The organism is Actibacterium sp. D185-2, from assembly GCF_054954595.1.
Window position 1 is genome coordinate 513,920 of the sequence record NZ_JBPWNX010000001.1, and the last position, 14,477, is coordinate 528,396.

The following is a 14,477-nucleotide window of genomic DNA, read 5'->3' on the forward strand; positions in this document are numbered from 1 at the left end:
ATGGAATGGGGACTTGCCTTTATCAGATGGGAAAAGCATCTCACTTTTGCGACGGGCACACCTTGAGATGGCGCAAGTTTTCGCCTGGGCCGTGAAGATAAGTCGCAGGTGACCGGCGGGCCGGCGCTAGCCTTGCAGCACCAGCGCGGGCGGCGTCACCGCCAGGCCCAGTGCCGCGCCGACGGCGGCATAGGTCAGCTTGCCCGCATGGGTGTTGAGCCCGGCCAGAAGATGCGGATCGTCGGCGCAGGCCTGTCGCCAGCCCTTGTCGGCCAGCGCCAGCAGGAAGGGCATGGTGGCGTTGCCAAGCGCGATGGTCGCGGTGCGCGCCACCGCACCCGGCATGTTGGCCACGCAGTAATGCAGGATGCCGTCCACCGCATAGATCGGGTCTTCGTGGGTGGTGGCGTGCGAGGTTTCGAAACAACCACCCTGATCAATAGCCACATCGACGACCGCCGCGCCGGGCTTCATCGTTTTCAGATGCGCGCGGGTCACCAGCTTGGGCGCCGCCGCGCCGGGGACCAGCACCGCGCCCACCACCAGATCGGCCTCGGCCACCAGATCGGCCAGCGCCCCGGCCGAGGAATAGCGGGTGGCGATCTGCCCGCCGAACACATCATCCAGATAGCGCAGCCGCGGCAGCGAACGGTCCAGCACCGTCACGTCCGCGCCCATCCCGGCGGCCACCCGCGCGGCATGGGTGCCGACCACGCCGCCGCCGATCACCAGTACGCTGGCCGGGCCGACGCCGGGCACACCGCCCAGCAGCACGCCGCGCCCGCCATTGGCCTTTTGCAGGGTCCAGGCGCCGACCTGCGGCGCCAGCCGCCCGGCCACCTCGGACATCGGCGCCAGCAGTGGCAGCCCGCCCTGCGCGTCGGTCACGGTTTCATAGGCTATCGCGGTCACGCCGCTGTCCAGCAGGTCGCGGGTCTGATCGGGATCGGGGGCAAGGTGCAGATAGGTGAACAGAACCTGACCTTCGCGCAGGCGCTTGCGTTCGACGGCTTGCGGCTCCTTCACCTTCACGATCATGTCGGCGCGGGCAAAGACCGCCTCGGCGGTGTCGACAATTTCGGCCCCGGCGGCGATATACGCCTCGTCACCAAAGCCCGACCCGGCGCCGGCCCCGGTCTCGATCAGCACGGTGTGGCCGTGGCTGACGGCCTCGGTCGCCGCATGGGGCGTCATGCCGACGCGGTATTCCTGCGGTTTGATTTCCTTCGGGCATCCGATAATCATTCTGCGTCTCCCTGCATATGGATTCATCCTGCGCTTCTGCGTGTCGAATTCCATTGTTATTTGCAGGCTGCCCCTTGCTGGCGGCGTGAAGATTCGTGCATTCTATGGCGAATTAATCGAAGGATCATGCGTGCAGATGGAACTGGACGAGACGGACCACCGGATTCTGGCCGTGCTGCAAAAGGCCGGGCGCATTTCCAACGCCGAGTTGTCGGAGCGGGTGAACCTGTCGCCCTCGGCCTGTCACCGGCGGGTGCACCGGCTGGAAGCGGCGGGCTTTATCCGCGATTATGTGGCCTTGCTGGATGCGCGCAAGATGGGCCGCCCCACCACCGTGTTCGTCGAGATCACCCTGTCAAGTCAGGCCGACGATCTGCTGGACCGGTTCGAGCGCGAGGTGGCGCTGATCCCCGACGTTCTGGAATGCCACCTGATGGCGGGCAGTTTCGACTATCTGCTGAAGGTGGTGGCCAAGGACAGCGAGGATTTCGCGCGCATCCACCGCCGCTATCTGACCCGGCTGCCCGGCGTGGCCCAGATGCATTCGGGGTTTGCGCTGAAAACCGTGTTCAAGACCACCGCCCTGCCGATCTGAGCCCTTACCAGCGCCAGAAACGCGGCATCAACAGCACGAAGACCGACAGCAGCCCCAGCCGCCCCATCAGCATCGCCAGCACCATCAGCCATTTCGCCGGCGCCGGGAAATCCACCATGGTGCCGGTGCGCTGTACCAGCGGCCCGAAGCCGAAGCCGATATTGCCGATCGAGGTCCAGATCGCGAAAAGCGCCGATTCCTCGTCGACGCCGACCATGTCCATCCCGATGGTCAGCACGCCCAGCGTCAGGATATAGCCGCCGACATACAGCACCAGCGCATCCAGCACGTCGCGCTCGACCTGGCGTCCGTCATATTTGATGATACGGATCGCAGAGGGGGCATATAGCTGCGCCAGCCGGGTGCGGATTTCCAGAAAGGTCAGCTGCCAGCGGAACACGCTGATACTGGCCGAACTGGACGAGGTGCAGCCGCCGATCATCCCGACCAGAAAGGCGATGACGACCGGAAAGGCGCCCCAGGCCGCCACATTGGCCGATCCGAACCCGGTGCCCGAAAAGATCGACACGATGTTGAACAGGCTTTCGCGCAGCACCGTCTCGAACGGATCCTTGCCTGTGGCGACGCGAAACGCCACGACCGCGCCCACCGCATAAAGCAGCCAGCGCAGATAGGCCCGCACCTGCGGGTCGCGCAGCAGCGGCCGGGCCGAGCCGGACAAAAGCTGCACGAAGCGGATATAGGGCAGGCTGGCCAGGATCATGAACAACGCGCCCACATATTCCGCCGGGCCGCTGTATTTGCCAAAGGACGCGTCCGAGGTGGAAAAGCCGCCGGTCGAAATCGTGGCGAAGGCGTTAACCACTGCGTCCAGCGGCGTCATGCCGACCAGCAGATAGGCCAGCACGGCCGCGCAGGTCAGCCCGGCATAGATGATTACCAGCATCCGGGCGATATCCTTGGCCCGCGGCAGCACCTTGCCCAGCGTGTCGAATCCTTCGGTGCGGAAGAACTGCATGCCGCCGACCCGCATCACCGGCAGAAAGATCATCGCGACGAAGGCGATGCCAAGCCCGCCGATCCAGTTCAGCATACCGCGCCACAGCAGCACGCCCACCGGCAGCGTATCGAGCCCGGTAAAGACCGAAGAGCCGGTGGTGGTGATGCCCGAGACCGCCTCGAAATAGGCATTGGTGAAACTGGCATGGGGCGCGCCTTCCATGAAGGGCAACGCGCCGAAGACCGGCATGACGGTCCAGATGCCGGCGGTCAGCACGAAGGCCTGGCGCAGCGACAGGCTTTGGCCCAATCCGTTGCGGCAGGCCATGGCCAGCACAGAGCCCGCCAGCAGGGTCTGGATCGCGGTTTCCAGAAAAGTCTGCCAGTTCGGATCGCCCATGGCCAGATTCAGCGCCATGGGAAGCAGCATCAGCCCGCCGAGCGCAACGAGCAATTGACCGATGACATATCCGACCGGGCGCAGATCAAGCATGATGCGCAACGCATGAGCGCATCCCCGGACCAAGTCAAGCGATGTCGGATCGTGGCGCGGTTGGCGGGGGCTGCCCTTCGGACCGGTTTTCTGACACAAAATGTTCAAACCGGGCTGCTAGCGACGACTCGGACCCCATACAGCGCCCGCATCCGTGGCAGCGAACCCAGGAGAGACCCAGAATGGACAGGCCGGAAGAGGACACGACACGAGACTGGCTTGAAGCCGAGCTGGAAGACACGCTGGACGAAGATTTCGAGATCGAGTTCAACGAGCCGATGCTGTCGATGGAGATCCGCAAGATCTATAACAAGCAGCACCCCGAAATGCTGGACCGCAAGGTGTATTTCCGCAACCTGCTGCGGCTTCAGGCCGAGCTGATCAAGTTGCAGGACTGGGTGCAGCACACCAACGCCAAGGTCCTGGTGATCATGGAGGGGCGCGATTCGGCCGGCAAGGGCGGTGTGATCAAGCGCATCACCCAGCGGCTGAACCCGCGCGTGGCGCGTGTGGTGGCCCTGCCGGCGCCGTCCCGGCGCGAGCAGAGCCAGTGGTATTTCCAGCGCTACGTGCCGCACCTGCCCGCCGGCGGCGAGATCGTTCTGTTCGACCGTTCATGGTACAACCGCGCCGGGGTGGAACGGGTGATGGGCTTCGCCACCGACGATCAGGTCGAAACCTTTTTTCAGGACGTTCCCGAATTTGAGCGGATGTTGGTGCGGTCTGGCGTGATCGTGCTGAAATACTGGTTCTCGATCACCGACGAGGAACAGCAGCTTCGCTTCCTGATGCGGATCCACGATCCGATGAAACAGTGGAAACTGTCGCCGATGGATCTGCAAAGCCGGGTCCGGTGGGAGCAGTACACCAAGGCCAAGGAAGATATGTTCCTGCGCACCAACATCCCCGAGGCGCCGTGGTACATCGTCGAAGGCAATGACAAGAAGCGCGAGCGGCTGAACTGCATCGAGCATCTTTTGTCGAAGATTCCGTATGAGGAGGTCCCCTCCGAAAAGGTCGCGCTGCCCGAACGGGTGTTCAACCCGGACTATGAGCGCAAGGTGCTGCCCGACGAGCTGTATGTGCCGAAGGTGTATTGAGGGGCGGTCGGAAAACGGGCGAACCCCGGCGGGTTTCGGCCGCAGTTCGTGTCGGGCGGCTATGGGGAGGGGCGGAGCGGGCTTTGGTATGCGGCTTCAAGTGCTGTCGGCCCATGCGGCCATTGTGGGGATGTTCTGGTTTTGCGTCGCGAAACCCTGAACCGGCCATTCACACGCTGGCGCGGAAAAGCCGGTTCATAAATTAGGCTCGGTGGCCCGAAGTATCCGTGCAGTGACATTGGGTATCTGTTGTCCTCGGATCGCCGCTCCGTTCACTTGTCAGATCCGGTTGAAACGGATCAGACAAGCCTGTGGCCCCCATCGACGACAAGGGAAATGCCATTCACGAACCCGTTGTCGATCAGGAATGCCACCGATTTGGCGATGTCTTGCGCAGTGCCGATGCGTTTGACCGGCAGCGCGCCCGCGATATCGTTTTTCACGGCTTCGGCCATCTCATCGCCCATAATTCCTTCCCACACGCCGGTGTCGATCACGCCGGGGACAATCGTATTCACGCGAATCGGGGCCAGTTCGAAGGCGAAGATCCGGGCCGCGGCCTCTGTTGCGGCTCCGGCGGCCGCGAACATTGTGCTACCGGCAAGGGGTTTTTGCGTAACCGTGCCAGAGAACAATGTCATCGAACCCGTTTCGCTGATCTGTTTCACGCCGTGATGGACGCACAGCATCTGGCCCCATTGCTTGCTGTCCACCAAGGCGTGCGCCGCGGTCCAGTCCATGTCGCGGATCGGCGCGAACATCCCTGTTGCGGCCGGGGTGACGAGGTGGTCGAAGGCGCCGACGGTGGCGAAAAATGCGGCGACCTCGTCCGGTTTCGTGACGTCCATGACATGGCCGGAAATCTTCCCCTCCAAGGGCGCAATGGCAGTATCCAGCTTGTCTTGCGAACGGGCCGAGACGACGACCTCGGCGCCCTGCGACAGAAGCAACCTGGCGGTTTCCTGCGCGATGCCTCCCGTGATGCCCGTGATGATAATCTTCTGTGACGTAAGATCGGTGATCATTTTCATACTTTCTTTAGGTGTTGTGTTGGGCGGCTCCGGTGGCGACGTCGCCGTAACCGGAAAGGGTCAGACCGCAGGGGGCAGGGCGAAGGGCTTTACGGGCCCGTCAAGTTCGGTATGGGCAAGGGCATTGGTGAAGTTCGACAGGGTCTTGGCCGCGATCCCGACAAGCACCTCAAGCGCCTGCTTCTTGCTGTATCCGGCATCGAGAAACGCCTTGAGGGCGCCGTCACCGATGTGACCCCGCTTTTCGACCAGGTTCTTGGTGTAGACGCGCAGCGCCTCCAGTGCGGGATCCGCAAGGGCACGACCGTCCCGCAGCGCATCAATCGTCTCTTGCGGGGTCTTTGCCATCGTCAGCATCATCGAATGGGCTGCGGTGCAGTAGTGGCATTCATTGATGACGTTGACGGTCATCATCACCACCTGCTGTTCCAGACTGGAAAATTCCGATTGTTCGGTGAAGAGCCGATACGTCTCCTGATATGCCTCGTAGATAATCGGCGCCTCGGCCATCACCCGGTGCAGCATCGGGTGGAAGCCATAGACCTTCTTGGATTGTTCCAGCAGCGGCACAGAGGCTTCGGGGGCGGTTTCAGGGGTATGGTAGTCAAACATGATTTCGCTTTCCAACTGGTTGCGGGGCCGCTGACTGCCTCAGTGGCGAGCGGTATCTTTGCAGGCCCGTAGAGTTTTGTTCATTTATGTATAAAATGGAGTTCAGCGTTTTGTCCACACATGGATAAAACCTTTGAAATCACAAGGCAGTGATGCGGATGCCGCCGCTCTGGCTGGCCGTCGATCACGAAGGCAAGGCGCAGGAACCCAATGTCACGAAGCGATGAGATCGCAACGTGGCGTTGAGTTTCTTAAGGAAATTAATGAAAGGATATGGTCGGATGCATGCCATCGTGACCGACAGGTTTGGGCCTTGCAGCGTCGCGGTGAAGGTCATCGTCAACGTCGACGAGCTGGAAACCGGCCGCCGGTTGAACATTCGCTTCGAAAAAATCTGGCTGCACGACCAAGTACTGCGGCGAAAGTCAGACTGCCGCCCACCGATGATCAACGCACCATCCTCCGCCGCACATGCGCGTCGTGGATAAATCACCCCAACCGGCACCCCAAAAACAACAAACCCCCGGGCATTCGCACGGGGGTCGTCGCAACGAAGGCCGAAGCCTCGGTTCGCCTTGTCGAAAAGGGGCCTTAAAGACCGTTCTCGCGCTGGGCCTTTTTACGGGCGAGCTTGCGGGCACGGCGGATGGCCTCGGCCTTCTCGCGTGCTTTCTTCTCGGACGGCTTCTCGAAATGTTGCTTGAGCTTCATCTCGCGAAACACACCCTCGCGTTGCAGCTTCTTCTTCAGGGCGCGAAGCGCCTGATCGACATTGTTGTCGCGAACACTAACCTGCATGTGGTTTTCACCACCTTTCTAGTCTGGAGTTTCGGTAAATTGCAGGAGGTGGCCGTATAGCAAAGCGATGCTAGCTTGTCTACACTCAAGCTGTAAATGAAGTGAGGCCGACATGACCCCGCACACCCCCGACCCCAAACAGCAGCTTCTAAAGGCCGCGCTGACCCATGTGCCGTTCGACGGCTGGGGCGCGGCCACGTTCCGCGCCGCCGTGGCCGATACCGGGCTTGACCCCGCGCTGGCCGATGCGGTTTGCCCGCGCGGGGCGGTCGATCTGGCGCTGGCCTATCACCGTCAGGGCGACGTGGCGATGGCGGCGCGGTTGAACGCGACCGATCTGTCGGCGCTGCGGTTTCGCGACCGGATCGCCATGGCCATCCGGTTCCGGCTGGAGGCCGCAGGCGACCGCGAACTGGTGCGCCGGGGCACGACGCTGCTGTCCCTGCCGCATCACGCCGCCGACGGGGCCAGGGCGATCTGGGACACGGCCGATCTGATCTGGACCACGCTGGGCGATACCTCGGGGGATGCGAACTGGTACACCAAGCGCATGTCGCTGTCGGGGGTCTACGCGTCCACCGTGCTGTTCTGGCTGGGCGATGACAGCCCCGGCTATGAAAAGACCTGGGCCTTTCTGGACCGGCGCATCGGCGATGTGATGGCGTTTGAAAAGCTCAAGGGCCGGGTGCGTGCCAACCCCCTGCTGAAACCTTTCCTTGCCCTGCCCGAACGCGCGCTCGGCCGGATCAGGCCCCCGGCGCGGACCCCGCGCACGGATTTGCCCGGAACCCTGACCGCCGAAGGGGCCCAGCACCCATGACCCTGCCTCAAACCATGCGCGCCGTCGAAATTTCCGAACCCGGCGGTCCGGCGGTTCTGCGCCTGACCAGTCGCCCGGTGCCCGTGCCCGCACCCGGCGAGATCGTGATCCGGCTGGCCTATGCCGGGGTGAACCGGCCCGACGCGTTGCAGCGTGCGGGATCCTATGCGCCGCCGCGCTGGGCGTCGGACCTGCCGGGGCTGGAAGGCGCGGGTACGGTGGCGGCGCTGGGTGCCGGGGTACACGGCTGGGCCGTGGGCGATCAGGTCTGCGCCTTGCTGCCCGGCGGCGGTTACGGCGAATACGTGGCGACGCCCGCGGCCCATGCCCTGCCGGTGCCCGACGGCATGACGCTGAAACAGGCCGCCTGCCTGCCTGAAACCTTCTTTACCGTCTGGTCCAATGTGTTCATGCGCGGCGGGTTGCGGGCAGGCGAGCGGTTCCTGGTGCATGGCGGCTCAAGCGGCATCGGTACCACGGCGATCCAACTGGCCAACGCCTTCGGCGCGCGGGTCTTCACCACCGCCGGATCGGCCGCCAAATGCAAGGCCTGCCTGCGGCTGGGCGCGGAACGGGCGATTAATTACCGCGACGCGGATTTCGTCAAGGTGTTGCGCGACGAAGGCGGCGCCGATCTGATTCTCGACATGGTCGGGGGCGACTATATCCCGCGCAATATCAGGGCACTGGCCGATGATGGCCGACTGGTGAACATTGCCTTCCTGTCCGGCCCGAAGGCCGAGCTGAACTTCGCCCAGATCATGGCGCGGCGGCTGACGGTCACCGGCTCCACCCTGCGCCCGCAATCGAACCTGGCCAAGGCGGGGATCGCCGACGCGCTGCGCGAACAGGTCTGGCCGCTGTTGGCGGCCGGGCGCGTGGCCCCGGTGATGGATTCCGAATTTCCGCTCGATCAGGCCGCCGCCGCCCATGCCCGCATGGAAAGCTCGGCCCATATCGGCAAGATCGTGCTGAAAATTACCTGATCGCTTCTTCTCGGCGCAAATACTCGAACCTGAGACGCCGAAGGCGGCGAGGTGAAAAAATGACCGCCCCATCGGGGCGGTCTCCGCTTTGAAAAAACTCCGGCGCTCCTAACGGATTTCCTCCAGCAACGCGTCCGTCATCCGGCAATCGTTTACCACACCGCTGCCACAGTCGCGGATCTCCAGATCCCGGGTCAGGCAGACCCGCGCCTCCTGTATCCGCCCGGATTTGCAGGTGATCGTCACCATGTCGGGGGTCCAGCCGGGGTTGGCTTGCAGAAACGCCTCCTCGACCACGGCGGCGGGCAGTTTCACCGGCCCGGTCAGTTTGCGGAATACTTCGGGCCGGGTGACCGCCTCATAGGCGCGGCGGGCCGTGTCGAAATACGCCTCGGCCGACAGGCCCGAGCAGCGGCCATGCTTTTTCCACTGATACCAGGCCAATCCGCTGGTCCCCATGATATCGGCCATCGCAGTGGTCAGGCCGCGCGGCGGGTCCCGTTGCACCGTTCGGCAATAGCTGGGATAGCCATAGTTATATTGCGGCCACAGCCCGTGCAGGACCCAGCCGAAATCCTGTGCCGGATCACATTGCGGTGAGCTGCGGGCGTCCCCCTCCAGGGCGCACCATGTGGGCGACCAGGACAGCGACAGCACGTAATAGTCGAAATCCCCGGCCCGTTCACCATCGGCCAGCGCCAGCCGCGTGGACAGAAGCAGGATCAGAAACCAGCGCATTTTCTCTTTTCTCCGGGGCAAGGCGTGCTTATATACGGGCCAAACCTCCCCGAAAACGAGGATAAGGTCCAGCCGGACCAGCCGTTTTCCCGGCGCGGGAGAGATTTGTGTAAAGGAGTAGGTCCATGGACAAACCGATCATGGCGAAGGCCACCGCCGTCTGGCTGGTGGACAACACGACGCTGACCTTCCGGCAGGTCGCAGATTTCTGCGGTCTGCACGAGCTAGAGGTACAGGGCATCGCCGATGGTGATGTGGCCGCCGGCGTCAAGGGGTTCGACCCGATCGCCAACAACCAGCTGACCCAGGAAGAGATCGACAAGGCCGAGGCCGATCCGCTGCACAAGCTGAAGCTGAAATTCAACGCCGCCGCCGTGGGCGAGGAAAAGCGCCGCGGCCCGCGGTATACGCCGCTGTCGAAACGCCAGGACCGTCCGGCCTCGATCCTGTGGCTGGTCAAGTTCCACCCGGAACTGTCCGATGGCCAGATTTCCAAACTGGTGGGCACCACCAAGCCGACCATTCAGGCGATCCGTGAACGCACCCACTGGAACATTTCCAACATTCAGCCGATCGATCCGGTTGCGCTGGGCCTGTGCAAACAGTCCGAACTGGATGCTGCCGTGCAGAAGGCCGGCGCCAAGAAGGCCGCCGACGGTGCCGCGATGAGCGATGACGAGCGCCGCAAGCTGCTGTCGACCGAGCAATCGCTGGGGATGGAGGCAGAGGCGCGGATGCCCACCGCGATTTCCGGGCTGGAGACCTTCTCGCTGTCCAGCAACGACGAGGACGAAAAAGAAGCGCCGCTGCCCGATGCCGACAGCTTCTTCAACCTGCCCGATAATGACGAAGACGACGAAGACGACGACGCATAGCCCGCAGGTTCCGCACTACGCGCACGAAAGCCCGGCTTGAATGCCGGGTTTTCTTTTTGTCCGTACGCCTCGGGCTTTGCTTTTGTGCCGCCCGCTTTTAGGCTTGGGCGGAATTTGCGAAAGGTGGCGGTATGGCGATTGCGGTTCTGGGGCGCGGGCTGATCGGGTCGGCGGCGGCGCGGCATTTGGCCTGTGCGGGCGAAGAGGTGGTGCTGATCGGCCCGTCCGAGCCCGCCGACAAGACCAGCCACACCGGCGTTTTTGCCAGCCATTACGACGAGGGCCGGATCACCCGCGCGTTGGACCCCTGGCGGTTCTGGAGCAAGGTCAGCCGCGCCTCGATCGCCCGCTATGCGCAGATCGAGGCCGACAGCGGCGTGCGGTTCTTTTCGGATGTGGGCGCGATGATGGCGGGCCCGGCGCGGGGCGATTTCATTCGTCAGGTCGATACGGTGCGGGCCGAGGCGGGGATCGTCGCCGAACGCTATGGCGGCGCGGCGCTGGCGGCGCGGTTTCCCTATTTCGATTTCCCCGAAGGTACGCTTGCGCTGTATGAGCCCTCGGGGGCGGGCTATATCTCGCCGCGCAATCTGGTGCGGGCGCAGGGCGTGGCGGCGCAGCGCGCGGGCGCGCGGATCATTGATGCCACCGCGACCGGGATCACCGAGGATGCGGCGGGCGTGACGGTCCAGACCGATGCGGGGCCGGTTGTCGCCGATCGGGTTCTGGCGGCGGCGGGCGGCTTCACCAACATGATCCTGTCCCGGCCGCTGCCGCTGCGGGTCTATGCCCGCACCGTGGCCCTGTTCGAGATCGACGCCCAGGAAGAGGCGCGGCTGGCCGGGATGCCGTCGCTGATCTATCTGAAACCCAATGGCGAAGATCCTTATCTGCTGCCGCCGATCCGCTATCCCGATGGCAAGACCTATCTGAAACTGGGGGGCGACCCCGCAGATGTGCCGCTGGCCGATGCGGCGGCGGTGAAGGCCTGGTTTCGCAGCGGCGGTTCTGCGGACGTGGCTGAACGGCTGACGGCGCAGATGCGCGAACGGATGCCGGGGCTGGCGATCCGGTCGGTGCAGCGCGCGGCCTGCGTGACCACCTATACCGACCGCGACGTGCCGCTGATCGACCGGCTGTCGGATCGGGTGGCGGTGGCCGTGGCGGGGTGCGGGCGCGGGGCCAAATGCTCGGACGAGCTGGGCCGGCTGGGGGCCGAGGCCGTGCTGGGCCGCTGCGACCCGGAGCTCAGCCTTTAGGGCGTATCAGAAGCTTTTGCGCGCCTTCAGCGCGGCGCTGATCGTGCCGTCATCCAGATAATCCAGCTCTCCGCCGATCGGCACGCCCTGCGCCAGCGAGGTGACGGACACACCGCGCCCGTCCAGCTGATCGGCGATGTAATGGGCGGTGGTCTGGCCGTCGACGGTGGCGTTCAGCGCCAGGATCACCTCGGTGATACTTTCGGCGGCGATCCGGTCCAGCAGTTTGGGGATGCGCAACTCGTCCGGGCCGATGGCGTCCAGCGCCGACAGCGTTCCGCCCAGAACGTGATAGCGCCCCTTGAACGCCTGCCCGCGTTCCATCGCCCAGAGGTCGGCCACGTCTTCGACCACGCAGATCTGGCCGGTGGCGCGCTTTTCGCTGGCGCAGATGTCGCAAATCTCTGACGTGCCGATATTGCCGCAGTTCAGGCATTCGCGCGCCGTGGCGGCGACCTGATGCATCATATCGGCCAGCGGCGTCATCAGCACTGCACGTTTCTTGATCAGGTGCAGCACCGCGCGACGGGCCGAGCGGGGCCCGAGCCCCGGCAGCCGGGCCATCATGTCGATCAGGTTTTCAATGTCGCGGGTGGCGTCGTCGGACATGGGGGGCCTTGTGTGGCGGTTCCCCGCTTTCGCGGGGAATGGCAGGCGATAGGTTTCAGGGGGGGGCGACACTGACCCGCCGCGCAAGCGGAGGTCAGAACGGCAGGTTCATATCCGCCGGCAGGCCCAGGGCCTCGGCGATCTTAGACATTTCTTCCTTGGCGCGGTCGCTGGCCTTGGATTGCGCATCCTTGATGGCGGCCAGGATCAGGTCTTCGACCACCTCCTTGTCGTCCCCGGAAAAGATCGACGGGTCGATATCCAGGCTCAGCAATTCGCCCTTGGCGGTGGCCACGGCCTTGACCAGCCCGGCACCGCTTTCGCCGATGACGTGGATGTTGTGCAGGTCTTCCTGCATGGTCGCCATCTTGCCTTGCATTTCCTGCGCGGCTTTCATCATCTTGGCCATGTCGCCAAGGCCGCCAAGTCCTTTGAGCATGTCTTTCTCCTTACTCTTCCTCGAACGGATCCCATTCATCCTCGACCTCTGGCAGCGCGTCTTGCGCGGCGGATTGGGCCAGGTCTTCGGGGGTTCGGATTTCGATAATTTTTGCCGTGGGGAAGGCCGCGAAAACGGCCTGAACCAGCGGGTGTTGCTTGGCCTGCGCCTCCAGCGCCAGCTGGTCGGCGTCGCGCTCTTCGGCGATCGTCTTGCCGCCGCCGGTGCCGGTGACGGACACTGCCCAGCGTGCGCCGGTCCAGACCTGCAGGCGGCTGCCCAGCCGCGCGGCCAGATCGCGGGGCGCGTCGGCGGTGGGTTCGAATTCGATCCGGCCGGGGGAATAGCTGACCAGCCGCAGGGTGGTTTCCACCTCGACCAGCAATTTCACGTCGCGGTTGGTGCGGATCAGTTCGACCACCTGATCGAAGCGGGCATAGCGGGCCAGCGCGCTTTCGGGGACCTGCGCCAGCGCAGCCACCGGGCCGCCGCCGCTGGGTGCCCCGCTGGCGCGGCCGGTGGCATAGGCGGTGGCGCCGCCCTGCGACGGGGCGGGCGCAGGTGCGCCGGGGCCGGGGCTGGGCGGTAGTGGCGGCGGGGTGTCTTGCAGCTTGCGCACCAGATCCTCGGGCGCGGGCAGGGTAGAGACGTGGGTCAGCCGGATGATCGACATCTCGGCCGCCATCATCGCGTTCGGGGCCTGCGCCACCTCTTCCAGCGCTTTCAGCAGCATCTGCCACATTCGCGTCATGGCCCGCATCGGCAGCTTTTCGGCCATGGTCAGTCCGCGCGCGCGTTCATCGGGCGAAACGGTGGGGTCCTCGGCCGCTTCGGGGGTGATCTTGATCACGCTGACCCAATGGGTGATCTCGGCCAGATCGCGCAGCACGGCCATCGGATCGGCGCCATCGGCATATTGCGCCGACAGCTCGTTCAGCGCGCCGGCCGCGTCGCCGGCCATGATCATGTCGAACAGGTCCAGCACCCGGCCCCGGTCGGCCAGACCCAGCATGGCGCGGACCTGTTCGGCGGTGGTTTCGCCCGCGCCGTGGCTGATCGCCTGATCCAGCAGGCTCATCGCGTCGCGGACCGACCCTTCGGCGGCACGGGTGATCAGCGCCAGCGCGTCCTCGGCGATCTGGGCGTTCTCCTTTGCCGCGATGCCCTGCAGATGGGCGATCATCACCTCGGGCTCGATCCGGCGCAGATCGAACCGCTGACAGCGTGACAGGACGGTGACCGGCACCTTGCGGATTTCGGTGGTGGCGAAGATGAATTTGACGTGGGCGGGGGGCTCTTCCAGCGTCTTGAGCAGCGCGTTGAACGCGCTGGTGGACAGCATGTGAACCTCGTCGATGATGTAGATCTTATAACGCGCCGAGGCCGCCCGGTAATGCACCGAATCGATGATTTCGCGAATGTCGCCCACCCCGGTGCGCGATGCGGCGTCCATTTCCATCACGTCCACATGGCGGCCTTCGGCGATGGCTACGCAATGCTCGCACACGCCACAGGGATCGGTCGTCGGCCCGCCGGTGCCATCCGGCCCGATACAGTTCATTCCCTTGGAGATGATCCGCGCGGTGGTGGTTTTGCCGGTGCCGCGAATGCCGGTCATGATAAACGCCTGCGCGATGCGGTCGGCGGCGAAGGCGTTGCGCAGGGTGCGCACCATCGGCTCCTGCCCGATCAGATCGGCGAAGGTCGCGGGGCGGTATTTACGGGCGAGCACCTGATAGCCGGTGCCGGGGGTGTCGGACATGGGGCCTCTCGGATTCGAAGCAAGTGGCAGAGTAGGCGCTGGCTTGTCCGGCGTCCAGCGCTGGGCTATGGTATCAGTGGCCGTACGGGGTTCGGCCACCTGATCCGCGGAAAGCCGTATCGGCACCCCTTTCGACGAACCGACCACATCTTTCG

General features: G+C 64.2%; 16 protein-coding genes. 7 read left to right on the forward strand and 9 right to left on the reverse strand.

All coding sequences use genetic code 11. The annotated features are described in order from the left end of the window. Nucleotides 1–126 precede the first annotated feature (126 nt). Nucleotides 127–1,245, reverse strand: a complete 1,119-nt coding sequence (gene ald, locus ACSR1C_RS02570; protein ID WP_460257751.1) for an alanine dehydrogenase — start codon at nucleotides 1,243–1,245, stop codon at nucleotides 127–129. Nucleotides 1,246–1,381: 136 nt separating this feature from the next. Here ald and ACSR1C_RS02575 point away from each other — a divergent pair, with 136 nt between their 5' ends. Continuing rightward, nucleotides 1,382–1,840, forward strand: a complete 459-nt coding sequence (locus tag ACSR1C_RS02575) for an Lrp/AsnC family transcriptional regulator (RefSeq protein WP_460257935.1) — start codon at nucleotides 1,382–1,384, stop codon at nucleotides 1,838–1,840. A gap of 4 nt (nucleotides 1,841–1,844) precedes the next feature. Here the strand turns inward: ACSR1C_RS02575 and ACSR1C_RS02580 are convergent, their stop codons facing one another. After that, nucleotides 1,845–3,293 carry a TrkH family potassium uptake protein gene (locus tag ACSR1C_RS02580; protein ID WP_460257752.1) on the reverse strand — a complete coding sequence of 483 codons (1,449 nt, stop codon included), beginning with the start codon at nucleotides 3,291–3,293 and terminating at the stop codon, nucleotides 1,845–1,847. Nucleotides 3,294–3,475: 182 nt separating this feature from the next. Here ACSR1C_RS02580 and ppk2 point away from each other — a divergent pair, with 182 nt between their 5' ends. Beyond that, nucleotides 3,476–4,393 carry a polyphosphate kinase 2 gene (gene ppk2 / locus ACSR1C_RS02585; protein ID WP_460257753.1) on the forward strand — a complete coding sequence of 306 codons (918 nt, stop codon included), beginning with the start codon at nucleotides 3,476–3,478 and terminating at the stop codon, nucleotides 4,391–4,393. 299 nt (nucleotides 4,394–4,692) lie between these two features. Here the strand turns inward: ppk2 and ACSR1C_RS02590 are convergent, their stop codons facing one another. After that, a complete protein-coding gene (locus ACSR1C_RS02590) occupies nucleotides 4,693–5,418 on the reverse strand; it encodes an SDR family oxidoreductase (RefSeq protein ID WP_460257754.1) in 726 nt (241 codons plus the stop codon). 66 nt (nucleotides 5,419–5,484) lie between these two features. Continuing rightward, the gene (locus ACSR1C_RS02595; RefSeq protein ID WP_460257755.1) at nucleotides 5,485–6,036 is read right to left on the reverse strand and encodes a carboxymuconolactone decarboxylase family protein; all 552 of its coding nucleotides are present in this window, start codon (nucleotides 6,034–6,036) and stop codon (nucleotides 5,485–5,487) included. Between the two features lie 281 nt (nucleotides 6,037–6,317). Between ACSR1C_RS02595 and ACSR1C_RS02600 the strand changes: the two genes are divergently transcribed. After that, nucleotides 6,318–6,524, forward strand: a complete 207-nt coding sequence (locus ACSR1C_RS02600) for a hypothetical protein (protein WP_460257756.1) — start codon at nucleotides 6,318–6,320, stop codon at nucleotides 6,522–6,524. 103 nt (nucleotides 6,525–6,627) lie between these two features. Here ACSR1C_RS02600 and rpsU read toward each other — a convergent pair whose 3' ends face one another. Continuing rightward, nucleotides 6,628–6,834, reverse strand: a complete 207-nt coding sequence (gene rpsU / locus ACSR1C_RS02605; RefSeq protein WP_071470372.1) for a 30S ribosomal protein S21 — start codon at nucleotides 6,832–6,834, stop codon at nucleotides 6,628–6,630. A gap of 112 nt (nucleotides 6,835–6,946) precedes the next feature. Between rpsU and ACSR1C_RS02610 the strand changes: the two genes are divergently transcribed. Continuing rightward, the gene (locus ACSR1C_RS02610; RefSeq protein ID WP_460257757.1) at nucleotides 6,947–7,654 is read left to right on the forward strand and encodes a COQ9 family protein; all 708 of its coding nucleotides are present in this window, start codon (nucleotides 6,947–6,949) and stop codon (nucleotides 7,652–7,654) included. Nucleotides 7,655–7,656: 2 nt separating this feature from the next. Next, the gene (locus ACSR1C_RS02615; RefSeq protein ID WP_460257936.1) at nucleotides 7,657–8,640 is read left to right on the forward strand and encodes an NAD(P)H-quinone oxidoreductase; all 984 of its coding nucleotides are present in this window, start codon (nucleotides 7,657–7,659) and stop codon (nucleotides 8,638–8,640) included. A 108-nt stretch (nucleotides 8,641–8,748) separates the two neighbouring features. Here ACSR1C_RS02615 and ACSR1C_RS02620 read toward each other — a convergent pair whose 3' ends face one another. After that, a complete protein-coding gene (locus ACSR1C_RS02620) occupies nucleotides 8,749–9,378 on the reverse strand; it encodes a ribonuclease T2 family protein (protein WP_460257758.1) in 630 nt (209 codons plus the stop codon). A 125-nt stretch (nucleotides 9,379–9,503) separates the two neighbouring features. Between ACSR1C_RS02620 and ACSR1C_RS02625 the strand changes: the two genes are divergently transcribed. Together ACSR1C_RS02625 and ACSR1C_RS02630 are read left to right on the forward strand one after the other, a co-directional pair. After that, nucleotides 9,504–10,253 carry a DUF1013 domain-containing protein gene (locus tag ACSR1C_RS02625; protein WP_460257759.1) on the forward strand — a complete coding sequence of 250 codons (750 nt, stop codon included), beginning with the start codon at nucleotides 9,504–9,506 and terminating at the stop codon, nucleotides 10,251–10,253. A gap of 131 nt (nucleotides 10,254–10,384) precedes the next feature. Then, the gene (locus ACSR1C_RS02630; protein ID WP_460257760.1) at nucleotides 10,385–11,512 is read left to right on the forward strand and encodes an FAD-dependent oxidoreductase; all 1,128 of its coding nucleotides are present in this window, start codon (nucleotides 10,385–10,387) and stop codon (nucleotides 11,510–11,512) included. 6 nt (nucleotides 11,513–11,518) lie between these two features. Here ACSR1C_RS02630 and recR read toward each other — a convergent pair whose 3' ends face one another. The 3 genes from recR to ACSR1C_RS02645 form a co-directional block, all read right to left on the reverse strand. Further along, complete coding sequence (gene recR, locus ACSR1C_RS02635) at nucleotides 11,519–12,121, reverse strand: recombination mediator RecR (protein WP_460257761.1); 603 nt, start codon at nucleotides 12,119–12,121, stop codon at nucleotides 11,519–11,521. A gap of 94 nt (nucleotides 12,122–12,215) precedes the next feature. Continuing rightward, nucleotides 12,216–12,560 carry a YbaB/EbfC family nucleoid-associated protein gene (locus ACSR1C_RS02640; RefSeq protein ID WP_460257762.1) on the reverse strand — a complete coding sequence of 115 codons (345 nt, stop codon included), beginning with the start codon at nucleotides 12,558–12,560 and terminating at the stop codon, nucleotides 12,216–12,218. 10 nt (nucleotides 12,561–12,570) lie between these two features. Continuing rightward, nucleotides 12,571–14,322 carry a DNA polymerase III subunit gamma/tau gene (locus tag ACSR1C_RS02645; RefSeq protein WP_460257763.1) on the reverse strand — a complete coding sequence of 584 codons (1,752 nt, stop codon included), beginning with the start codon at nucleotides 14,320–14,322 and terminating at the stop codon, nucleotides 12,571–12,573. Nucleotides 14,323–14,477: the final 155 nt, after the last annotated feature.

Bases quoted from the DNA above. Each gene is read 5' to 3' on its own strand.
- ald (WP_460257751.1), bottom strand. From the start codon at position 1,245: ATGATTATCGGATGCCCGAAGGAAATCAAACCGCAGGAATACCGCGTC.
- ACSR1C_RS02575 (WP_460257935.1), top strand. From the start codon at position 1,382: ATGGAACTGGACGAGACGGACCACCGGATTCTGGCCGTGCTGCAAAAG.
- ACSR1C_RS02580 (WP_460257752.1), bottom strand. From the start codon at position 3,293: ATGCTTGATCTGCGCCCGGTCGGATATGTCATCGGTCAATTGCTCGTT.
- ppk2 (WP_460257753.1), top strand. From the start codon at position 3,476: ATGGACAGGCCGGAAGAGGACACGACACGAGACTGGCTTGAAGCCGAG.
- ACSR1C_RS02590 (WP_460257754.1), bottom strand. From the start codon at position 5,418: ATGATCACCGATCTTACGTCACAGAAGATTATCATCACGGGCATCACG.
- ACSR1C_RS02595 (WP_460257755.1), bottom strand. From the start codon at position 6,036: ATGTTTGACTACCATACCCCTGAAACCGCCCCCGAAGCCTCTGTGCCG.
- ACSR1C_RS02600 (WP_460257756.1), top strand. From the start codon at position 6,318: ATGCATGCCATCGTGACCGACAGGTTTGGGCCTTGCAGCGTCGCGGTG.
- rpsU (WP_071470372.1), bottom strand. From the start codon at position 6,834: ATGCAGGTTAGTGTTCGCGACAACAATGTCGATCAGGCGCTTCGCGCC.
- ACSR1C_RS02610 (WP_460257757.1), top strand. From the start codon at position 6,947: ATGACCCCGCACACCCCCGACCCCAAACAGCAGCTTCTAAAGGCCGCG.
- ACSR1C_RS02620 (WP_460257758.1), bottom strand. From the start codon at position 9,378: ATGCGCTGGTTTCTGATCCTGCTTCTGTCCACGCGGCTGGCGCTGGCC.
- ACSR1C_RS02625 (WP_460257759.1), top strand. From the start codon at position 9,504: ATGGACAAACCGATCATGGCGAAGGCCACCGCCGTCTGGCTGGTGGAC.
- ACSR1C_RS02630 (WP_460257760.1), top strand. From the start codon at position 10,385: ATGGCGATTGCGGTTCTGGGGCGCGGGCTGATCGGGTCGGCGGCGGCG.
- recR (WP_460257761.1), bottom strand. From the start codon at position 12,121: ATGTCCGACGACGCCACCCGCGACATTGAAAACCTGATCGACATGATG.
- ACSR1C_RS02640 (WP_460257762.1), bottom strand. From the start codon at position 12,560: ATGCTCAAAGGACTTGGCGGCCTTGGCGACATGGCCAAGATGATGAAA.
- ACSR1C_RS02645 (WP_460257763.1), bottom strand. From the start codon at position 14,322: ATGTCCGACACCCCCGGCACCGGCTATCAGGTGCTCGCCCGTAAATAC.